This is a genomic window from Ruminococcus sp. Marseille-P6503 (genome assembly GCF_900604945.1).
GTDB lineage: Bacteria > Bacillota > Clostridia > Oscillospirales > Ruminococcaceae > FB2012.
This window is the reverse complement of the sequence record NZ_UWPB01000001.1, coordinates 786,136-804,374: the sequence shown is the minus strand read 5'-3', so window position 1 is coordinate 804,374 and position 18,239 is coordinate 786,136. Positions and strand designations below refer to the sequence as shown.

Here is an 18,239-nt window from a genome sequence, read left to right as displayed (position 1 = left end):
TTTTTTACGCAAAAAAACATAACGTAACAAAGCAGGACGTCCTGAGGACACCCTGCTTTGTTCAGGTTTTAAGTATTTATCCGTTTATCTCATTATTCAGCCTGTCTATCATAAGCTGCAGGCTTTCGCGGTTTACGTCCGGATTTTCAGTAAAGCTTACTATCCCTCTGACAGGCAGATCCTTTAACATCGACTCCGCCATCTGCAGCGAGCCTTCTCCCATAATTGCCGGATCGGATTCATCCGCGCCGACGTTAGCCACAGCCACAAGCCCGCTAAATATCTTTCTGCCTTCCGGCGCCGCCATAATATCTCCGAACGTACTGTTTAATGTAAAATCAGCTCTGACTTTTTCTCCCGAGCTGACATAAACCGATTCCCTGAGACGTATATCTCCGGAAGACGATCCGACCATTATTTCATATTCACCGTAATCCGCGCGCCAGCCGTTCTGCTCCTCACAGTAATATGAAAACGCTCTGCTGTCAAGCCTGAACAGCACCTTTTTCTCCTCGCCCGGCTTCAGCAGAATCTTTTCAAAGCCCTTCAGCTCCTTAACAGGTCTTATTACCTGCGGACGCTTTTCGGAAACATAAAGCTGGACTATTTCCTTTCCTGAAACGCTGCCGGTATTTTTTACTGTAACTTCGGCAGTAAGGGTTTTATCGCCGCTTATTTCCGAATGTGAAAGCTTGAGTCCGCTGTATTCAAACGTGGTATAGCTTAAGCCGTGTCCAAACGGAAACAGAGGCGCGATTTCCTTATAGTCATAATATCTGTAGCCTACGAAAACTCCCTCGCTATACTTTACTTTATCGCCCTCTCCCGGGAAGTTGAGATAGGAAGGATTGTCTGAAAGCTTTACGGGGAAAGTTTCGGGAAGCTTTCCGCAGGGATTTGCCTTTCCGAACAGGACATCGCATACCGCTCCTCCGACAGCCTGTCCGCCCAAATAGGTTTCCAGTACACCCTTAACCTTATCAGCAAAAGGCATCTCCACAGGCGAACCGTTATGGAGCACAACAACGGTGTTGCGGTTGACCCTGCATATCTCGTCAATAAGTCTGAGCTGGGATTCAGGCATACGCATATGATTCCTGTCATAGCCCTCCGACTCATATTCGTCAGGAAGTCCCGCGAAAATTACCGCTATATCAGCTTTTTCCGCGCACGTCACCGCTTCGTTCAGCAGCTTAGCTTCGTCGGCTCCGCCGGAAATACTGTATCCCTCGGCATAATCCACCTCAGCGTATTCGCTTACCGCTTCAAGCGCGGAGGTTACCCTGAAGGAATTTATATGAGAGCTTCCGCCGCCCTGATATCTCGGCGTTTCGGCGAATTTTCCTATAAAGGCTATCTTCTTTTTACTGTCGAGCGGAAGAAGATTATCCTCGTTTTTCAGAAGCACGATACATTCAGCTTCAATTTTCCTTGCCAGCTGATGATGTCTGTCCATATCCCAGACCGTTTCAGGCTCCGCGTTTTCAAGATACCTGTCCGCCATTTCAAGAATACGTCTTACGCACTTGTCCAGTTCCGCCTCGTCAAGCTCTCCGGCTTCAACCGCCTGTACTATCAGCCTGTCGTTCTTTCCATAGCTTGTCGGCATTTCAAGATCAAGTCCTGCTTTTATTCCCTCAACCCGGTCGTCTACCGCTCCCCAGTCGCTCATTACAAGGCCCTTAAATCCCCATTCATCTCTGAGAATATCCGTCAGCAGTCTTTTGTTCTGAGAGGAATATACTCCGTTGATACGGTTATATGAGCACATTACCGTCCAGGGCTTTCCCTCCTTTACGGCTGTTTCAAACGGAGCGAGATATATTTCTCTCAGCGTTCTCTCGTCCACCTCCGCTGAAACGGACATTCTTCTGCACTCCTGATTATTGCAGGCAAAATGCTTGAGAGAAGTTCCGACTCCCCTGCTCTGCACACCCTTTATATGAGCCGCGGCAAGCTGTCCCGCAAGATAAGGATCCTCAGAAAAATACTCAAAATTACGTCCGCACAGCGGCGAACGCTTTATATTGCAGCCGGGACCCAGCACTACCGCAAGCCGTTCATGCTGACATTCCTCTCCTATAGCCTTTCCCATGGTTTCAAGCAATGTTCTGTCAAAGGAAGACGCAAGCGCCGAAGCCGTCGGAAAACAAACCGCCTTTATAGATTCGTTGGGATTATCCGAATCCTCTGTGTTTTTTCTAAGTCCGTGAGGTCCGTCCGAAACCATGACCGACGGAATATCCAGCCTTTCAACGGGCTTGGTATGCCAGAAATCCAATCCCGAGCAAAGCGACGCTTTCTCTTCCAGCGTAAGCTCTTCCATAATTCTGTCAATATTCATTTTTTAACCCCTTTCAAATAGCAACTATGAATTTTTCTAATTCATTACTGGAATTATAGCACATACGCTAAAAAAAATCCAGCGCTTTATTTATTTTTCATTATAATTTCACAAAGAGATTTATAAAAAGCTTCATCTTCCGCCTTCGTTCTTCGGCGGCTTCCCTTTATATATCCGCCCCCTCTTCGCATCTTTAAGGCACAATAGCGTCCGGTAAGCAGCGAATCTATATTCCTGTCGCTGAATACAAGCCCGTCCTGTCTTATCGGGATTCCATTTTTTGCAAGAACCATAGCGGCAAGCCCGTAATCCTGAGTAATTGCTATATCTCCGGCTTCAACCAGGTTCGCAAGCCTGAAATCCGCACTGTCGGCGCCTTTTCCGACCTTAATTATACCGGCGTAATCGCTGCTGTATTCGTGAGAGGTATCGGAAATTATTATTGCCTTCAAACCAAAGCTTTGGGCTGTATTTACCGCGATTTCAACGACTGGGCAGCCGTCCGCGTCTATAAGTATTTTCATATCCGCCTCTTGCCTCCACATAACATATAATTGTAAAAAATCTTGCATAATCAGACAGCGTATGCTATAATCTATATACATTATAACACGTTAATTCGGAAAGGACAACATATGAACAAGCATTTTAACCTTTCAAAAGCCTTTTTCTGCGCCGCTCTGGCGGCGGTATGTTCAATTTCAGCTGCTTCCTGCGGAGGAACGCCTATCGGAACTACGGACCGCGTTGTCGCAAGCGACTCGTCTGCTACTGCGGAAAGCTCCGCTGCTGAAGCTCCTGTTCAGAGTATGCCGGATTCTGAAAATGAAGCTTCGTCCTCTCTGCCGGAAAAGCCTTCGGGAACCGCAACCGCTCATTTTGTGTGCGCGGGAGATAACCTTATTCACGATAATATCTATATCGAGGCTCTTGAAAAGGGCGGCGGAAGCGAATATGATTTTTCATCCTGCTACGAGCATATAAAAAAGTATATCAACGGCGCGGACGTAGCGGTGCTTAATCAGGAAACTCTTGTTACCGATTACTGCGAGCCCTCCAGCTATCCGACTTTTGCCACTCCGACCGCCTTAGGCGACGAGGTTGTGGACGACATCGGCTTCAATGTGATCTCCATGAGCAATAATCATGTGCTGGATAAAGGCGAGGAAGGTCTGATATCCTCGCTTGATTACTGGGCTTCCAAGGACGTTGTTTGCTACGGCGCTTACCGTTCTCAGGAGGATTCCGAAGCTATCAGGACGCTGACGGTAAACGATATAACCTTTGCTTTTCTGGGATATATGGAGCATACCAACGGTCTTTCCCTCAGCGGAGAGGGCGCGAAAGTCGTCTATCTTTCGGACGAAAACACTATAAAACGGCAGATAGAGGAAGCCGATAAGCTTGCCGACGTAGTAGTGGTCTCCTGCCACTACGGAACTGAAATCCAGAACGAGCTGAACGATCAGCAAATAACGCTTACTCCCAAGCTTGTGGAATGGGGCGCTGATCTTATTATAGGAACGCAGGCTCATACGATATCCTCATGCGGATATATCGACAAGCCGGACGGCGGACAGGCGTTTGTCTACTACGGATTGGGAAATTTCATCTCAACCATGTACGATACAAAATCTCTCGTAGGTATTATCGGCGACCTTGACGTAGTAAAAAACTACGACACCGGCGAAATTACCTTTGAAAATGTGAAAGCGATTCCGATAATCTCACATTTTGAGGCTCAGTATTACAATTCAAACTGGTACAACTGCACAGTTTATCCTTATGCGGAATACACCGACGAGCTGTTCGCAGAAAACTTTGTTGAAGGCTTTACCAGAGAGTCGGCAGAAAAATGTCTCTCTTATATTCCGAATGAGTTTCTGTCAATAGAATAGCAATACAGATGTGCAATATAACCTAACCCCGATGAAAAGCCAAGCTTACATCGGGCTTTGCTCGGAATTAAAACCTGCGGCAGAAATTCATATTTTAATATGCATTTGAAACCAATTAACTGAAAATTTAATTTTATCGACTGAAAAATCTTAAAATAATCAAATAAAATATTATTTTACTATTGCAATTTATGCGAATATGCTATAAAATATTATTGAAAGGGAAAAAACCGTTCCCAATTGAAAATCTTCATTTTTTAATATTTTCAAAACGAGAAATAATTTACAGGAGGTTTATCACATGAAATTTGCAGACGGATTCTGGCTTAACCAGAGAGGCTATGAAGTCAACTACGCAAATCAGGCGTTTGAAATCGAGGAAATCGATAACGGTATTCTGGTTGTAGCTACGCCTTTTGTAGTCTATAACAGAGCAATGATGCTCGGAAGCGCAAACCTGGAGATCGCCTATACTTCGACTCAGGAAAACTGCATAAGAGTAAATATTACTCATCATAAGGGCTACGCCGACAACGGTCCCCATTTTGTCCTGAACGAAGGCTCGTATAAGCCGCAGGTTACTATTACCGATAAGGAAGCCGTTCTTGTTTCCGGCGACACAAAGGTAGTAATTTCAAAGGAAACCTGGAGCGTTCAGTATTATTACAAGGATAAGAAGCTTACAAGCGGCGGCTGGCGTTCCACAGGCGTAATCTTTGAAAGCGCTTACAAGGCTCAGGCAAGACTTCAGACTCAGCTTGACGATACGTTCTGGAGTTACCCTGCCGACCCCAAAAGAACATATATCCGCGAACAGTTTGATACGTCGGTCGGCGAATATTTCTACGGCTTCGGAGAGAAGTTCACAACCTTTACAAAGAACGGCTCAAACGTTGAGATCTGGAACGCTGACGGCGGCACCTGCTCCGACCAGTCCTACAAGTCTGTTCCGTTCTATGTATCTTCAAGGGGCTACGGCGTATTTGTAAACAGCACCGATAAGGTTTCCTACGAGGTCTGCTCTGATACGGTTTCCAAGGTTTCCATCACTGTTCCCGGCGAAAATCTCGAGTATTACATCTTCGGCGGCGAGAACCTTACCGAGGTTCTTAAGGGCTATACTGATCTGACCGGCAAGCCCGCGCTTCCTCCCGCATTTTCATTCGGTCTGTGGCTTACCACGTCCTTTACTACAAATTACGACGAGGAAACTATTACGTCGTTTATCGACGGTATGGCTGAAAGGGATATTCCGCTTCAGGTATTCCACTTTGACTGCTTCTGGATGAAGGGCTTTGAGTGGTGTAACTTTGAATGGGACAAATCTCAGTTCCCTGATCCCCCTGCAATGCTGGAAAGACTGCATAAGAACAAGAACCTTAAAACCTGCGTATGGATCAATCCGTATGTCGGTCAGCGTTCAAGATTGTTCGACGAGGGTCTTGCAAACGGCTACTTTATTAAGAAGAAGGACGGTTCTGTATTCCAGTGCGACGAGTGGCAGCCGGGTATGGCTATTGTTGACTTTACAAATCCGGCAGCCTGCGAGTGGTATGCGGGATATCTCAGAAAGCTCTGCGAAATGGGAGTCGATACCTTTAAAACTGATTTCGGTGAAAGAATACCTACTAGAGATATCGTATACTATGACGGCTCAGACCCTATCAAGATGCACAACTACTTTGCATATCTGTACAACGAGTGTGTATTTAATGTGCTTAAGGAATATTACGGAGAAAATAAAGCTTGCCTTTTCGCCCGTTCAGCAACAGCAGGCTGCCAAAAATTCCCTGTGCACTGGGGCGGCGACTGCTCTGCCAACTACAACTCTATGGCTGAGGTTGTAAGAGGCTGCCTGTCGCTTTGCATCTCAGGCTTCGGCTTTACATCTCACGATATGGCTGGCTTTGAGGCTACCGCTACTCCTGACATCTATAAGAGATGGGCTGCGTTCGGTATGTTCTCTTCACACAGCCGTCTGCACGGAAATCAGTCCTACAGAGTGCCGTGGCTGTTCGACGAAGAATCCTGCGATGTTCTGCGCTTCTTCACAAAGCTCAAGGGACAGCTTATGCCTTACATATGGGCTCAGGCTATCAAGACTCATGAGGTTGGTATGCCTGTCATGAGAGCAATGGTTATTGACTACGCCAACGACCCCGCCTGTCTTACTCTTGACAGACAGTATATGTTCGGCGACAACATTCTGGTCGCTCCGATCCTTAACGATGAAGGAATCGCGGAATACTATGTTCCGGAGGGCAAGTGGACGGACATTATCACAGGCAAGGTATTTGAGGGCGGCAAGTGGTACAGCCACAAGTGCTCTTACTTTGAGATTCCTGCTCTTGCTAAGCCAAACAGCATTATTCCTTACGGAAAATTCGTAAGAGACGTTGAGTATGATTATCTCGACGGCACGACCTTCAGAATCTTCGAGCTTGAGGACGGCAAGTCTGCAACCTGTCCGATTTACGATACCGAAGCTAACAAGGTATTTGAGCTTACGGCAGTAAGAAACGGCAGCAAGATCGAGTGTTCTTACACAGATACAGCCGCTTCATTCAGAATTGAGGTTGCTTCAACCGATAAGGCCGTTGACGTTACTCCTACTGCAAGCGGCAAGGTTATCATCGAGCTGTAATTGACCGTTAGGTTGGTTGAACGTAAATAAATAGAGACGCTTTTGACTTATGTCAAAGGTGTCTTTTCGTTACACAAGAAAAAGAGCCGAAATATCTTCGACTCTATATCTATGACTAACATATCATGTACACAATCTTTCAATTATAATTACTTCATCTGAAGTGATAAAATCTCTAAGCTTCACTCCGTCAAATTCAAAATCCAACGTCTGCTCAAGTGTAAGATTATTTGCTATGTCTCCTTTATCATAAATCCAAATATCAAAGCTGTTGTTGTGACCCTCTATTCCGTATTCAACCCCATGCCATTCAAAACCGACATTCCAGCCCCGTGATATATAGAACTTAAATTCGCCAAGGGTTTCAAATTTATAATCATCGGGGTTATATGGTATTACATAATCTGACATAAAAATATCCTCCTTATTATATTTTTTAAACTCGGGCATAGTGGATATTGGAATTTTGCGGAAGCCCCATCCATTTCTATTATATGGTTGGGTCAACAGCAAGCCAAGATGATGTTTCTGTTCTCTCATCAATGCTACTCACATACGATAAATAAAATGAACATATCTGCGTAGGAAACTTCCCAATCAGCTCTATTGAGTCATTATCATTTACATAATTACGCTATACGCTCAATTATGATTACTTCGTCAGATGTGATAAGATCTCTTAGTTTAACACCGTCAAATTCAAAATCCAATGTCTGTTCAAGGGTCAACCCTTCTGCTATATCTTCTTTATCATAAATCCAAATATCAAAGCTGTTGTTGTGACCCTCTATTCCGTATTCAACCCCATGCCATTCAAAGCCGACATTACAGCCTTGTAACAAATACAATTTAAATTCTCCAAGGGTTTCAAATTTATAATCATCAGGGTTATAGTCATTTTCAGGAGTTGGCGGTAAAACCCCAATATCATATTTTTTAAACTCAGGGATACTTCCATTGGGATAATTTATTGGCGAACTAAAATCAGGTCTGTTATTATCCCAACTGATTTCATGGTCATGAGGATCAGTATGTTTATTGGACTTATTATGGTCTGTAAGATGTCTTTCCTTAATTGCCTTACCTTCGCTATTGTATTTATCCATCACCTTATAGCCTCCTTTGTTTCCTTTTACATAATTAATTTTTATCGTATTTGGTTCTCCAAAAAAACGTTTGGAGTTTTCATCCTTAGGCCTCCAATCACCTCCGTATGCGCTGCCACCGCCTTTGCATACATATCCCATTTTGATAATATCACATTTCCGATTATAAGTCAATATTGGGTTCGTTTGCTTATAGTAGGATTTATTATTTAAATATTTCCAAGAACTTAATTCATAGTCAACATAAATTATATCGCCTCTCATTTCAGTAAATGGTTCACTGTAGCAAATTATCTTTGATGGTTCTATTTCTTCAAGTGGATATATACTAAAAAAGTGGACAAGTAAGGTATAATAAAAACATCAAAATAAAAGACAAGCAGGAGGAATAAAAAATGTCAGGAAAAAGCACATCAAAGTACACAGAGGAATTCAAGCAAACAATCGTAAATTTATATCAATCAGGGAAAACCTATTCTCAGATAAGTCAGGAATACGGAATATCGCACAGCGCCTTAGCCAACTGGATAAAGAAGTATTCAGAGGTCAAAATGGACGATAACACTATTCTTACCTCCAAGCAAATCAAGGAGCTTCAGAAACGAAACGCACAGCTTGAGGAGGAAAATCTGATATTAAAAAAAGCCATTGCGATATTCACGCCTCACTCAGACAAAGATTAAAAGCCGTTAAGCTGCTTTCCTGTGAACACAAAATCACAACACTTTGCCGTGTTCTCGGTGTAAACCGAAGTACTTACTACAAATACATAAATCACCGTGAAAGCAACCGCGAAAAGGAAAACCGCCATATACGCAAATGTATTCTTGAGCTTTATACAAGAACTAAAAAGCGTTTTGGCGCTGAAAAAATGAAAATTTGTCTTAAGCGTGATTATCGCATAAACATCAGCGCCGGCAGAGCGTACCGTCTGATGAAGAGTATGAACTTACCTAAAATGAGCACTGTTAAGCCATTTAAGCACAAATCAAAATCGGTTTCCAATGGAGAATGCAAAAATATTTTGTCTCAAAATTTCAATCAATCTGCTCCGAACAAGGCGTGGGTATGCGACTTTACGTACATAAGAGCAGCGGGAAGATTTTATTATTTATGCGTAATTCTCGATCTGTTTTCAAGGAAGGTGATCGCATACAAATTATCAAATAAAATTGATACTAAACTTGCGATAGATACCGTTAATTCGGCTGTTGCCGCAAGAGGCAAATCCATAGGTATAATATTCCACACGGACAAAGGGAGCCAATTCACATCCTCTGAATTTCGCAGACATCTGGACAATCTGAACATGATTCAGTCCTTTTCGGCAAAGGGGCATCCTTATGATAATGCTGTTATGGAATGCTTTTTCAAATACTTGAAAAAGGAAGAGGTTAATCGTAAGGCTTATTCTTCTCTTGAGGATTTAAACCTTGCTCTTTTTCAATACATTAACGGTTTTTACAATTCGGTAAGACCTCATTCTCATAATAACGGCTTGACTCCTATTCAAGCTGAATCCAATTTTTTCTGATTTTTCTTGTCCACTTTATTGACATTGGTTCAATGATGGGATATTAAATTGAAGGAGGACTGAAATGCAACTGAGTTATAAGAAATTATGGAAATTGTTAATCGACCGTGATATGAGCAAAGCCGACCTGCGAGATGCTGCGGGCGTTAGCTCCGCTTCTATTGCCAAGCTGACCAACGGTTCTAACATTACAACCGATGTGCTACTGAAAATCTGCACGGCGTTGGATTGTAAGGTCGAGGATATTATTGAAGCAATAAAGGATTAAGGAGAAAATCATATGACTACCAAATTGAACGAAAACATTAAACTTGTTGGAACAAACCCTATTGTCAACTCAAAGGCTTCTGAAACCTATGTTTCAGTTGTGTTTACATATGGTTCTCAAGAATGGAAAGGCTATGTTCCTATCGAATATCGAAGAACAGGAACATCTATAGATTTTGATGACAAAGAGGCTCTTTACCAATATCTAAATGCTATCTATGAAGATATGCACCCTTCTAAATTGAGTGCTTGGAAAAAAGAACAAGAAATCTTCTGGAAGAGCAAGCCGAATGCTGGAACTACAAAAGCCTTTTTCGATACATTAGTGGAAGGCGGATGGAAATGTGGAGCCTGTGAAATGCCACGCAACCCAAATCCCCAGCGAAGAATTCAAGACCTTAAAGAATTTGGATATACAATCGCTACCGACTTAGCTCATTACTGCCCTAATTGTGGCAGAAATACCAGTCAGCGAATATTGCTTCCCATCCCTCGTGGTGGTAATACAGGCAATGGTTACGAAACATGGACACCTGCTCTTCGCAAGCGCATCATTAGTGTTCTCAACAGTTATGATGTTTACGAATGTGTGAATACGCCGCACTGTTTACCAGACCATAAATTCTCTGAAATTCGATGGGATGATAATACAAAAGCAGAAAATCCTGACACAATGACTGATGAGGAAATTCGCCAAAAATTCCAGTTGATGACTAACCAACGAAATCAGCAGAAACGAGAAGTATGCAGAACCTGCTTTCAAACAGGAAAACGTGGAACGATATATGGCATACCTTATTTCTATGAAGGTGGTCCTGATTGGGATACAAATATTCCTGCTAAAGGCAAAGAGGCTGAAAAAGGCTGTGTAGGTTGCCCTTGGTATGATATTGCTGAATGGAGAAAACATCTTCTTGATGAATTGGAGGAATAAGATTTGAGTACAGACGACAATAATTGGACTATAGAAAAATACAAAAACACTTTTACGAACAGAGCCAAATACCAGCCTGCAATCTTTGATAGGCTTTCTGATTGCCAATGGCACTGTAGAGATTGTGCGGGAAGAGGAATCAATTCTCAACAATATGCAGGTGGAGGTGGTATCCAAGGACTACAACGTGGTACAAAATCACGCCCAGGCTTGGAAATTATTTCGGAAGTCGCTGTCTGTAGTGAATGTAATCAAACTAAAGCTTGCGATAAATGGACAGGTAGCTATAAAACATCTAATCCTGAATCCGGAATTCCACCCAAATTGCAAGCCAGTGTTATGGAGCATTATGGATATATAGACACGATTGAGTTAAGGCAAAGAAGTTCTCATGAACTTGTTATTGACCACCGTTTTCCAATGGAGCGTTGGGGCGAAGCAGAAAACACAAACTCACCAACTATGACTGCTGAAGAAATTGAAGCGAAATTTCAATTGTTGAAAAAGGATACATCTGGCAATCATAACCTACTCAAGTCTCGTGCTTGCGAAAGATGTATCGCTACTAACAAACGTCAATATCCGCTTGGTATAAAATTTTTCTACAGTGGAACTGAAGATTGGCCAAATGATTGTCCTAAAACTGGTGCAGATGCCGAGCGTGGTTGTATTGGCTGTGGTTGGTATGACTTTGCAAAATGGAGAGAATCATTAAATGATGTTTTAACCCATTTAGATTCTACAGAATAAGTTATCATTTAGTTTTCAAAATACCGCTTGCTATTATTTTAATAATTAGCTAACATAGGAGAGATATTTAAGAAAGGAGTGATTACCTGTGATAATAAAAAATGTCGGTAGCATATGCTCCGGTATTGAAGCCGCTTCAGTAGCATGGGAGCCATTAGGGTTGCACTTTGATTGGTTCTCTGAAATTGCAGATTTCCCATCAAGCGTTTTAGCCGATAAATATCCCCAAACAGTAAACTTGGGCGATATGAATAATATACCAAACAAAATTTTAAATGGAGAAATTTCTACCCCTGATTTAATTTGTGGTGGAACGCCATGTCAAGCATTTTCATTTGCAGGTTGGAAAAACGGTCTTAATGACGATAGGGGTAACTTGACACTAAAATTTGTTGATATTATTAACGCCAACGACCAAATCAGGCTAAACCAAGGTAATAAACGAACCGTTGTTTTTTGGGAAAATGTTGAGGGAGTTTTAACAGATAAAACAAACGCCTTCGGATGTTTTGTTTCATCTCTTGCAGGCTTAGAAAACCCGATTGAAAAAGCAAAATGGCCAAGTGCTGGATTTATAAATGGTCCAATACGCAATGTTGCCTGGAGAGTCCTTGACGCAAAATTCTTCGGTCTTCCGCAACAACGAAAAAGACTTTATGTATTAGCTGGAGATATTGATTTTCATCCCGAGGATGTTCTGTTTGAAAAAAACACTAAAGAACTACAGGAATTTCCAGAGTGTGAATTAACATTTGAAAAAGATGGGCATCGATATGAAATATTCAGAGGATATACAGATTGCCTTTATGCCGCATATGGAACTAAATGGAATGGCAATGCTGCGGCAACGAACGGCTCATTATTTGTTGTTCAAGATGACCGAATTAGACGCCTGTCACCTTTAGAGACAGAACGATTGATGGGTTTCCCAGATAATTACACTGATTTACCTAAAGCAAAAAAAACAAATCGTTACCAAGCAACCGGAAACTCTTGGGCTGTTCCAGTAGTAAATTGGCTCGGAAAAAGGATTCTTGATTCTGAAAGCATTACATTAAATTTGGATATGGAAATACTATATGCACGAGGCCTTGCCGAGAAAATTGACGAATGCACTTACTTAGTATCCTTGGGAAAAGATATTGTGGATGTTGATACAGACTTACGTATTAATGGAACACCTACTCCAGAGCATTGTGTATTCGGTTCAATGCGCGATATTGTATCCCCGGATGCACCAGAAGACATCTATATTTCCCCAGTTGGATGCTTTGGCATCATACGAAGAAAGCGTGAGCGAAATCTCAAAATCAATTTGCGCCTTGAAGATGTTTTGCTAAACATTTCCTCACAAATGTCTTCCGAAGAAATTGAAAAAAGGTCAAGAATTCAAAAAAGAGGGCGATTTAGCTTAAATCCTGATGAGGTTGAACTTACTGACAGTGCCGATACAGACATTTCAGAAAATGAGTTAAACTATCAAATGACATTATTTGACCTCGCAATAAACGAATAAAAGAGTCTGAATATCCAACTGTGTAAATGTCAATAATATCCATAAGAAAAATATGGAGGTTATTGATAATGAAAAAGAGAAATCACGGATTAAGCGACAAGGAGATGGAACTTGTAAAACTGCTGATGGCAGACTGTGAAAGCACAGGAGATATTCAGGCAAAACTTAAGCGACTCTTTGCTGGAACGATCGAGCAGATGCTTGAAGCAGAAATGGACGAACATCTCGGCTACGCAAAAAATTCTGCTTCCGGAAACAACACCGGCAATAGCAGAAACGGCTACGGCAAGAAGACAATTTCAAGCGATTACGGTGACTGCGAAATATCCGTTCCCCGTGACCGCAATGGTGAATTTGAACCGAAGGTCATTGAAAAGCGACAGACCCGCACGGACGAAATTGAGCAGAAAATCATGGCAATGTACGCAAAGGGAATGTCCCAGCGTGACATTGAAGATACCCTTCGTGAAATCTACGGTTCAGAAATATCACAGGGTTTAATTTCACGAATAACAGACAAAATTCTTCCCGAAGTAAACGAGTGGCACGGACTGCAAATTATCCCGTAGTTTTCTTTGACGGAATTGTATTCAATTCCCGCAAGGACAACAAGATTATCAGCAAATGTGTATACTCTGTTCTCGGAATAAATATGGAAGGACAGAAGGAAATTCTCGGCACATGGATCTCCGAAAATGAGTCTGCAAGCTTTTATGCAAGCATATGCTCAGACCTTAGAAACCGCGGTGTTACGGACATTTTCATAGCTTGCCATGATAATTTGAACGGACTTTGCAGTGCCATAAACGCAGTGTTTCCAAAGACGAAAAACCAGCTTTGCATTGTGCATCAGATAAGAAACAGCTGCAAATTTGTGCCTTACAAGGACAGAAAAGCGGTATGTGCAGACCTCAAGAAAATCTATGGCGCTGTCAATCTTGATGACGCCGAATATGCAAAGGAAGAATTCCGTGAGAAGTGGGATAAGAAGTATCCGAATATTCTTAAATCCTGGGATAAAAACTGGTCTGAGCTGACCACATTTTTTGAATATCCGCAGGAGATAAGGAAGATAATATATACAACAAATGCAGTTGAGAGCTATCATCAAATGGTAAGAAAATTCACGAAATCCAAGGCGGTTTCCCGACAGATGATTCCATTCGCAAGGTCATTTATATAAGCGTAGTGGAAATCTCAAAGAAATGGACGATGCCAGTCAGGGACTGGGGACTTGCATACTCTCAGTTTGCGATTTTCTTTGAGGACAGGTTTGCAGCCTGATGGCTGACGAGGGCTCTGCCCTCGAGCTCCCGAGGTTTATCCGCTCGGAAGATACCGGTGAATAGAAAAGCAGCGACAATGCCGCTGCTTTTCTATTCACCGTATATCTTACAGCCTGCGTCGGGTCGCTCCTCAGCGTTGCCTTTTTTGGCTGCAGTTTTAGTATTGTCAAATTTTTGGCGATTATTGCGTTTACACGGTTTGTTTTTCAAAACCGAATAAAAAATAGGACAGAATTGCAATGTTTATTTGCATTCTGTCCTTTAATCTTTCTATCCACTCAACCTATCGCAAAATCATCTTGTCAACTCAACCTTGCCCGTTTTCAACCTGTCAACTCAACCCTCGGTTTCTCCTGGCTGCAAGCACCCCAAAACGAAAAAATCCGAGAGCCGGAAAAGAACTCCCAACTCTCGGAAATGCCTTGTTTTCAAGCCTTTTTCGGTATTTACTTCTGTACTTTTGACATCAAGACTACGCACTCAACATGCGTTGCCCTCGGAAACATATCTACTGCCTTGCACTTGACTGTTTCATATCCGAGTTTTTGCAGAGCGGCGCAGTCTCTGGCGGCGGTTGCATGATTGCAGGAAACCATTACTATTCGGTCGGGAGCCATCTTCGCCATATATTCAAGTGTTTCCGGCGTGCAGCCTTTGCGGGCGGGATCGGCGATTATTACGTCAGGACGCTCTCCCCTTTTAAAAAGCATTTCCGCTGCCTGTCCGGCGTCGGCGCATATAAATTCTGCGTTTGAAATACCGTTTGCTTCGGCGTTTCGTTTCGCGTTTTCAACTGCGGAAGGGATTATTTCAACTCCGACCAGCTTTTTTACGCTGTCCGCCATGGAAAGCCCTATTGTTCCGGCTCCGCAGTAAAGATCAAGCAGTATTTCGTTTCCGGTAAGTCCGGCATATTCCTTTGCAATACTGTAAAGACGTTCCGCCTGTACGGTATTAACCTGATAAAATGACAGCGGAGAAATTTCAATTTTCCTGCCGCACATAATGTCTGTTATCGTATCGCTTCCGTATATTGTTTTTATTTTATCGCCCAATATTACGTTTGTATTTTTATTGTTTTCATTTAATACAACGCTTTTGATATTGGCAAATTTCCCTGCAAGCTCCTCTGCGATTCCTTCAAGCTTTCCGCACCTTTCAAAAGAAGTAACGATAAAACATACCATTATTTCTCCGCTGTGCTCTCCCCTCCTTAAATATATATGCCTTAAAAGTCCCTGACGGGTTTCCTCGTTATATGCGCTTATTCTTCGTGAGTTGCAGAAATCAAGAATAAATTTTACTATTTCAGAAAATATCGCAGGCTGAAGTCTGCAATCGGTAAATTCAACAACTCTGTGGGACCGCTTTGAATAGAAGCCGCACACCGTTTTTCCGTTTACCTCGGCAACAGGATACTGAGCCTTGTTGCGGTATCCGCTGATTTTCTCACACCCCAGAATAGGCTCAAATTCAGGAGCAAGCTTTCCGATACGTCTGAAGGAATCCTCGACGAAGCCTTGCTTGACTGCGAGCTCCTCCTCATAGGAAAAATGCCTGAACGAACAGCCGCCGCATTTTCCGAATACCTCGCAGTCCGGCGGAACGCGTCGGTTTGATTCGGAAATATACTTTACAGCGATTCCGTAGCAGTAGCTTTTGCAGACCTTTACTATTTTACATGAAATAACGTCGCCGACTGCCGTAAAAGGCACAAAGACAGCAATTTGTTCAAATCTGCCCACGCCGTTGCCTTCGCTGGTGGTACCAGTTATTTCCAGGATTATGATTTCATTCTTTTTCAGCATAGAATTCCTCTATCTTATTCTTTCTTTCAAGCATTAAATCAAAATGCTTATTGTATTCCAAAGGAAATTTATAATTGAAAATCCTTTCAAGACGGCGGTTATCCAAATCCACAAGCTTGGTTGAACCCCCTGCTCCAAGAGCTATGATCGTCTGGATTTCCTCCATGATATAAATATTATACAGGCTTTCAAAGCCGGGCTTTGCCCAGCCGATGTTTTCAAGATTTTCAAGCATATTTTTCTGCCTGTAAAGGTAGTATGGTCTGTAACCGCTTTCAAGCAGCCGCTTTGAGGCATAATCCACCATTTCGCCTGCGTTGTTTTTCAGAATGCTCCGCTTGTTATCAGACTGATTTAATCTGGCCGCTCTTTTTATTGAAAGAGTATGTACGGTTATATTCTCGGGTCCGAGCGCAATAAGTCCGTCTACCGTAGCTTTAAAGCTTTCATATGTATCTCCCGGCAGACCTGCGATTATATCCGTATTTACGGAGCCAAAGCCTGTGTTTGCGGCAAGACGGTAGCTGTCGGTAAACTGCTTTGCCGTATGCTTCCGCCCAATGGCTTCTAAAACGCTGTCGTTTAAGCTCTGAGGATTAACTGATAATCGTGTACAGCCGTTTCTTTTGAGCATATCAAGCTTTTCATGGGTTATAGTATCCGGCCTTCCGGCTTCTACTGTGTATTCGCGTACGCCGGACATATCAAATGATGAGGAAACAGCGTCCATTAGCTTTGAAAGCCGCTGCTCCGACAGAGCTGTGGGAGTTCCGCCGCCGAAGTAAACCGTATCCAGTTTAAGCCCGATTTTATTTACCAGCGAAGCCGTATATCCAATCTCTCTGCACAGATTGTCTATATACTCCGGAATAAGGCTCTTACAGTTTTCAATAGATTGTGAAACAAATGAACAATATGAACATCTTGTAGGACAAAACGGAATGGAAATATAAAGGCTGAAGGTTTTATCTGAAAGCTTTTTAATTATATTTTCCTGAGTCATCGCCGTCATATACGCAATATCGCATTTTTCCGCGCTGACCAGATATTCGTTCTGGAGGGTATCGTAAATCTGGCTTTTGCTCATGCCTTGAGAAATCAGCGAATTGACCCTTTTTACAGGGCGTACGCCTGTAATAATTCCCCATTTTGCCTTTACTCCCGTCAGCTTTGTCATCGCTTTGAAAAGCAGTATTGAAAGGATCAGCTCGCATTTATTATCAAAATTCTCCGTATCCGACGGGATTCTTTCAGCAAGGCCTGCCGCGTTTCCGTTTACGCTGCAATATACATATAAAAGAGTATGTTTTCTGCATATCCTTCGTCTGATAAAAGCATAATCTCCGCTGCATTTCGCAGCCCTGTCAGTATATATATGAGTAAAAAGCTGAGCGGGAATAAAAAGCTTCATTACTCCCTCCAGCTCATATTTAAAATCGTTTCCGCTGAAAATTAACGTCATTTTAATAATCTCCGAAACCGCCCCTTAAATAAGGGTTATACTTTTTTTCTTCCTCAAGAGTAGTTGCAGCCATATGTCCGGGATAAATATTCAGATTTCCGCTCAGCTCCGTGATTTTTTTCAGAGATCTCATCAGCTGTACCGGATCGCCGTCCGGCATATCCGTTCTTCCCACAGAGCGCGCAAACAAGGTATCTCCGGAAAACATCTCGTTTCCGCATATAAAGCATACGGAACCACTGGTGTGTCCGGGCGTATGAAGAACGTCAAACTCTAGCTCGTCCAGTGTGAGAATATCATTTTCTCCGAACGGAATGGCTTTGTCAAATTTTCTGGCGCCCTTTATCCTGAAAAAGTTTACGAGCATACCTGAATCGTCGGTAAGCTTATACAGATCCTTATCATGGATATATACCTCGCAGCCCGTTCTGTCATACAGATCGGCAGCGGCGCCTACATGATCAAAATGACCGTGGGTAAGAAAAATTTTCTTCAATTTAAGACCGTGCTTATCTATCTGCCCAAGAATGTAGTCAGCGTCGTCGGGAGCGTCGATAAGCGCGCAGCTGTTTCCGCTGCCGGCAACTATATAGCTGTTTGTATCGCATATGCTGAGCGGTTTAAGCTTGATTATTTTCATTTATGACTTTGCTCCGAAAAGGAGCTTACCTCCTCTCAAATTTCTGTAAT

14 protein-coding genes and 1 pseudogene are annotated in these 18,239 nt (G+C 42.7%); 8 read left to right on the top strand and 7 right to left on the bottom strand.

Features of this window, described 5'->3' with window-relative positions; translation table 11 throughout:
- Positions 1 to 76: 76 nt before the first annotated feature.
- Complete coding sequence (locus EIH25_RS03725) at positions 77 to 2,344, bottom strand: glycoside hydrolase family 3 C-terminal domain-containing protein (protein ID WP_124098686.1); 2,268 nt, start codon at positions 2,342 to 2,344, stop codon at positions 77 to 79.
- 86 nt (positions 2,345 to 2,430) lie between these two features.
- Complete coding sequence (locus EIH25_RS03720; RefSeq protein ID WP_124098684.1) at positions 2,431 to 2,868, bottom strand: DUF188 domain-containing protein; 438 nt, start codon at positions 2,866 to 2,868, stop codon at positions 2,431 to 2,433.
- 111 nt (positions 2,869 to 2,979) lie between these two features.
- Here EIH25_RS03720 and EIH25_RS03715 point away from each other — a divergent pair, with 111 nt between their 5' ends.
- Both EIH25_RS03715 and yicI read left to right on the top strand, forming a co-directional pair.
- Positions 2,980 to 4,242, top strand: coding sequence for a CapA family protein (locus tag EIH25_RS03715; RefSeq protein WP_124098682.1), 1,263 nt, complete (start codon positions 2,980 to 2,982; stop codon positions 4,240 to 4,242).
- A gap of 301 nt (positions 4,243 to 4,543) precedes the next feature.
- Positions 4,544 to 6,886 (top strand): alpha-xylosidase, encoded by a 2,343-nt coding sequence (gene yicI / locus EIH25_RS03710; protein WP_124098680.1) that lies wholly within the window; start codon positions 4,544 to 4,546, stop codon positions 6,884 to 6,886.
- Positions 6,887 to 7,009: 123 nt separating this feature from the next.
- Here the strand turns inward: yicI and EIH25_RS03705 are convergent, their stop codons facing one another.
- Positions 7,010 to 7,297 carry a hypothetical protein gene (locus tag EIH25_RS03705; RefSeq protein WP_124098678.1) on the bottom strand — a complete coding sequence of 96 codons (288 nt, stop codon included), beginning with the start codon at positions 7,295 to 7,297 and terminating at the stop codon, positions 7,010 to 7,012.
- Positions 7,298 to 7,515: 218 nt separating this feature from the next.
- The gene (locus tag EIH25_RS03700; RefSeq protein WP_124098676.1) at positions 7,516 to 8,256 is read right to left on the bottom strand and encodes a hypothetical protein; all 741 of its coding nucleotides are present in this window, start codon (positions 8,254 to 8,256) and stop codon (positions 7,516 to 7,518) included.
- 131 nt (positions 8,257 to 8,387) lie between these two features.
- On the opposite strand from EIH25_RS03700, the gene EIH25_RS03695 reads away from it, so the two are divergent.
- The 6 genes and pseudogenes from EIH25_RS03695 (at position 8,388) to EIH25_RS03670 (ending at position 14,277) form a co-directional block, all read left to right on the top strand.
- Positions 8,388 to 9,526, top strand: a protein-coding gene (locus EIH25_RS03695; RefSeq protein WP_124098674.1) for an IS3 family transposase whose coding sequence is annotated in 2 segments (ribosomal slippage) — positions 8,388 to 8,640 and positions 8,640 to 9,526 — 1,140 coding nt in all. Because the reading frame shifts where the segments join, the coding sequence is not laid out codon by codon here.
- A 64-nt stretch (positions 9,527 to 9,590) separates the two neighbouring features.
- A complete protein-coding gene (locus EIH25_RS03690; protein WP_124098672.1) occupies positions 9,591 to 9,794 on the top strand; it encodes a helix-turn-helix transcriptional regulator in 204 nt (67 codons plus the stop codon).
- Between the two features lie 12 nt (positions 9,795 to 9,806).
- Positions 9,807 to 10,727, top strand: coding sequence for a restriction endonuclease (locus tag EIH25_RS03685; RefSeq protein WP_124098670.1), 921 nt, complete (start codon positions 9,807 to 9,809; stop codon positions 10,725 to 10,727).
- Between the two features lie 3 nt (positions 10,728 to 10,730).
- The gene (locus EIH25_RS03680; protein WP_124098668.1) at positions 10,731 to 11,477 is read left to right on the top strand and encodes a restriction endonuclease; all 747 of its coding nucleotides are present in this window, start codon (positions 10,731 to 10,733) and stop codon (positions 11,475 to 11,477) included.
- An 88-nt stretch (positions 11,478 to 11,565) separates the two neighbouring features.
- Positions 11,566 to 12,993, top strand: coding sequence for a DNA cytosine methyltransferase (locus EIH25_RS03675; protein ID WP_124098666.1), 1,428 nt, complete (start codon positions 11,566 to 11,568; stop codon positions 12,991 to 12,993).
- A gap of 104 nt (positions 12,994 to 13,097) precedes the next feature.
- Positions 13,098 to 14,277 (top strand): annotated as a pseudogene (locus tag EIH25_RS03670) (IS256 family transposase).
- 448 nt (positions 14,278 to 14,725) lie between these two features.
- Here the strand turns inward: EIH25_RS03670 and rlmD are convergent.
- The 3 genes from rlmD to EIH25_RS03655 are packed head-to-tail and all read right to left on the bottom strand — an operon-like array spanning position 14,726 to position 18,189.
- Positions 14,726 to 16,087 carry a 23S rRNA (uracil(1939)-C(5))-methyltransferase RlmD gene (gene rlmD, locus EIH25_RS03665; protein ID WP_124098664.1) on the bottom strand — a complete coding sequence of 454 codons (1,362 nt, stop codon included), beginning with the start codon at positions 16,085 to 16,087 and terminating at the stop codon, positions 14,726 to 14,728.
- A complete protein-coding gene (gene hemZ, locus EIH25_RS03660; RefSeq protein ID WP_124098662.1) occupies positions 16,071 to 17,549 on the bottom strand; it encodes a coproporphyrinogen dehydrogenase HemZ in 1,479 nt (492 codons plus the stop codon). Before hemZ ends, rlmD begins: the two co-directional genes overlap by 17 nt.
- 1 nt (position 17,550) lies before the next feature.
- Positions 17,551 to 18,189, bottom strand: coding sequence for an MBL fold metallo-hydrolase (locus EIH25_RS03655; RefSeq protein ID WP_124098660.1), 639 nt, complete (start codon positions 18,187 to 18,189; stop codon positions 17,551 to 17,553).
- Positions 18,190 to 18,239 lie beyond the last annotated feature (50 nt).

Bases quoted from the DNA above. Each gene is read 5' to 3' on its own strand.
- EIH25_RS03715 (WP_124098682.1), top strand. From the start codon at position 2,980: ATGAACAAGCATTTTAACCTTTCAAAAGCCTTTTTCTGCGCCGCTCTG.
- hemZ (WP_124098662.1), bottom strand. From the start codon at position 17,549: ATGACGTTAATTTTCAGCGGAAACGATTTTAAATATGAGCTGGAGGGA.
- rlmD (WP_124098664.1), bottom strand. From the start codon at position 16,087: ATGCTGAAAAAGAATGAAATCATAATCCTGGAAATAACTGGTACCACC.
- EIH25_RS03705 (WP_124098678.1), bottom strand. From the start codon at position 7,297: ATGTCAGATTATGTAATACCATATAACCCCGATGATTATAAATTTGAA.
- yicI (WP_124098680.1), top strand. From the start codon at position 4,544: ATGAAATTTGCAGACGGATTCTGGCTTAACCAGAGAGGCTATGAAGTC.
- EIH25_RS03700 (WP_124098676.1), bottom strand. From the start codon at position 8,256: ATGAGAGGCGATATAATTTATGTTGACTATGAATTAAGTTCTTGGAAA.
- EIH25_RS03720 (WP_124098684.1), bottom strand. From the start codon at position 2,868: ATGAAAATACTTATAGACGCGGACGGCTGCCCAGTCGTTGAAATCGCG.
- EIH25_RS03725 (WP_124098686.1), bottom strand. From the start codon at position 2,344: ATGAATATTGACAGAATTATGGAAGAGCTTACGCTGGAAGAGAAAGCG.
- EIH25_RS03655 (WP_124098660.1), bottom strand. From the start codon at position 18,189: ATGAAAATAATCAAGCTTAAACCGCTCAGCATATGCGATACAAACAGC.
- EIH25_RS03685 (WP_124098670.1), top strand. From the start codon at position 9,807: ATGACTACCAAATTGAACGAAAACATTAAACTTGTTGGAACAAACCCT.
- EIH25_RS03690 (WP_124098672.1), top strand. From the start codon at position 9,591: ATGCAACTGAGTTATAAGAAATTATGGAAATTGTTAATCGACCGTGAT.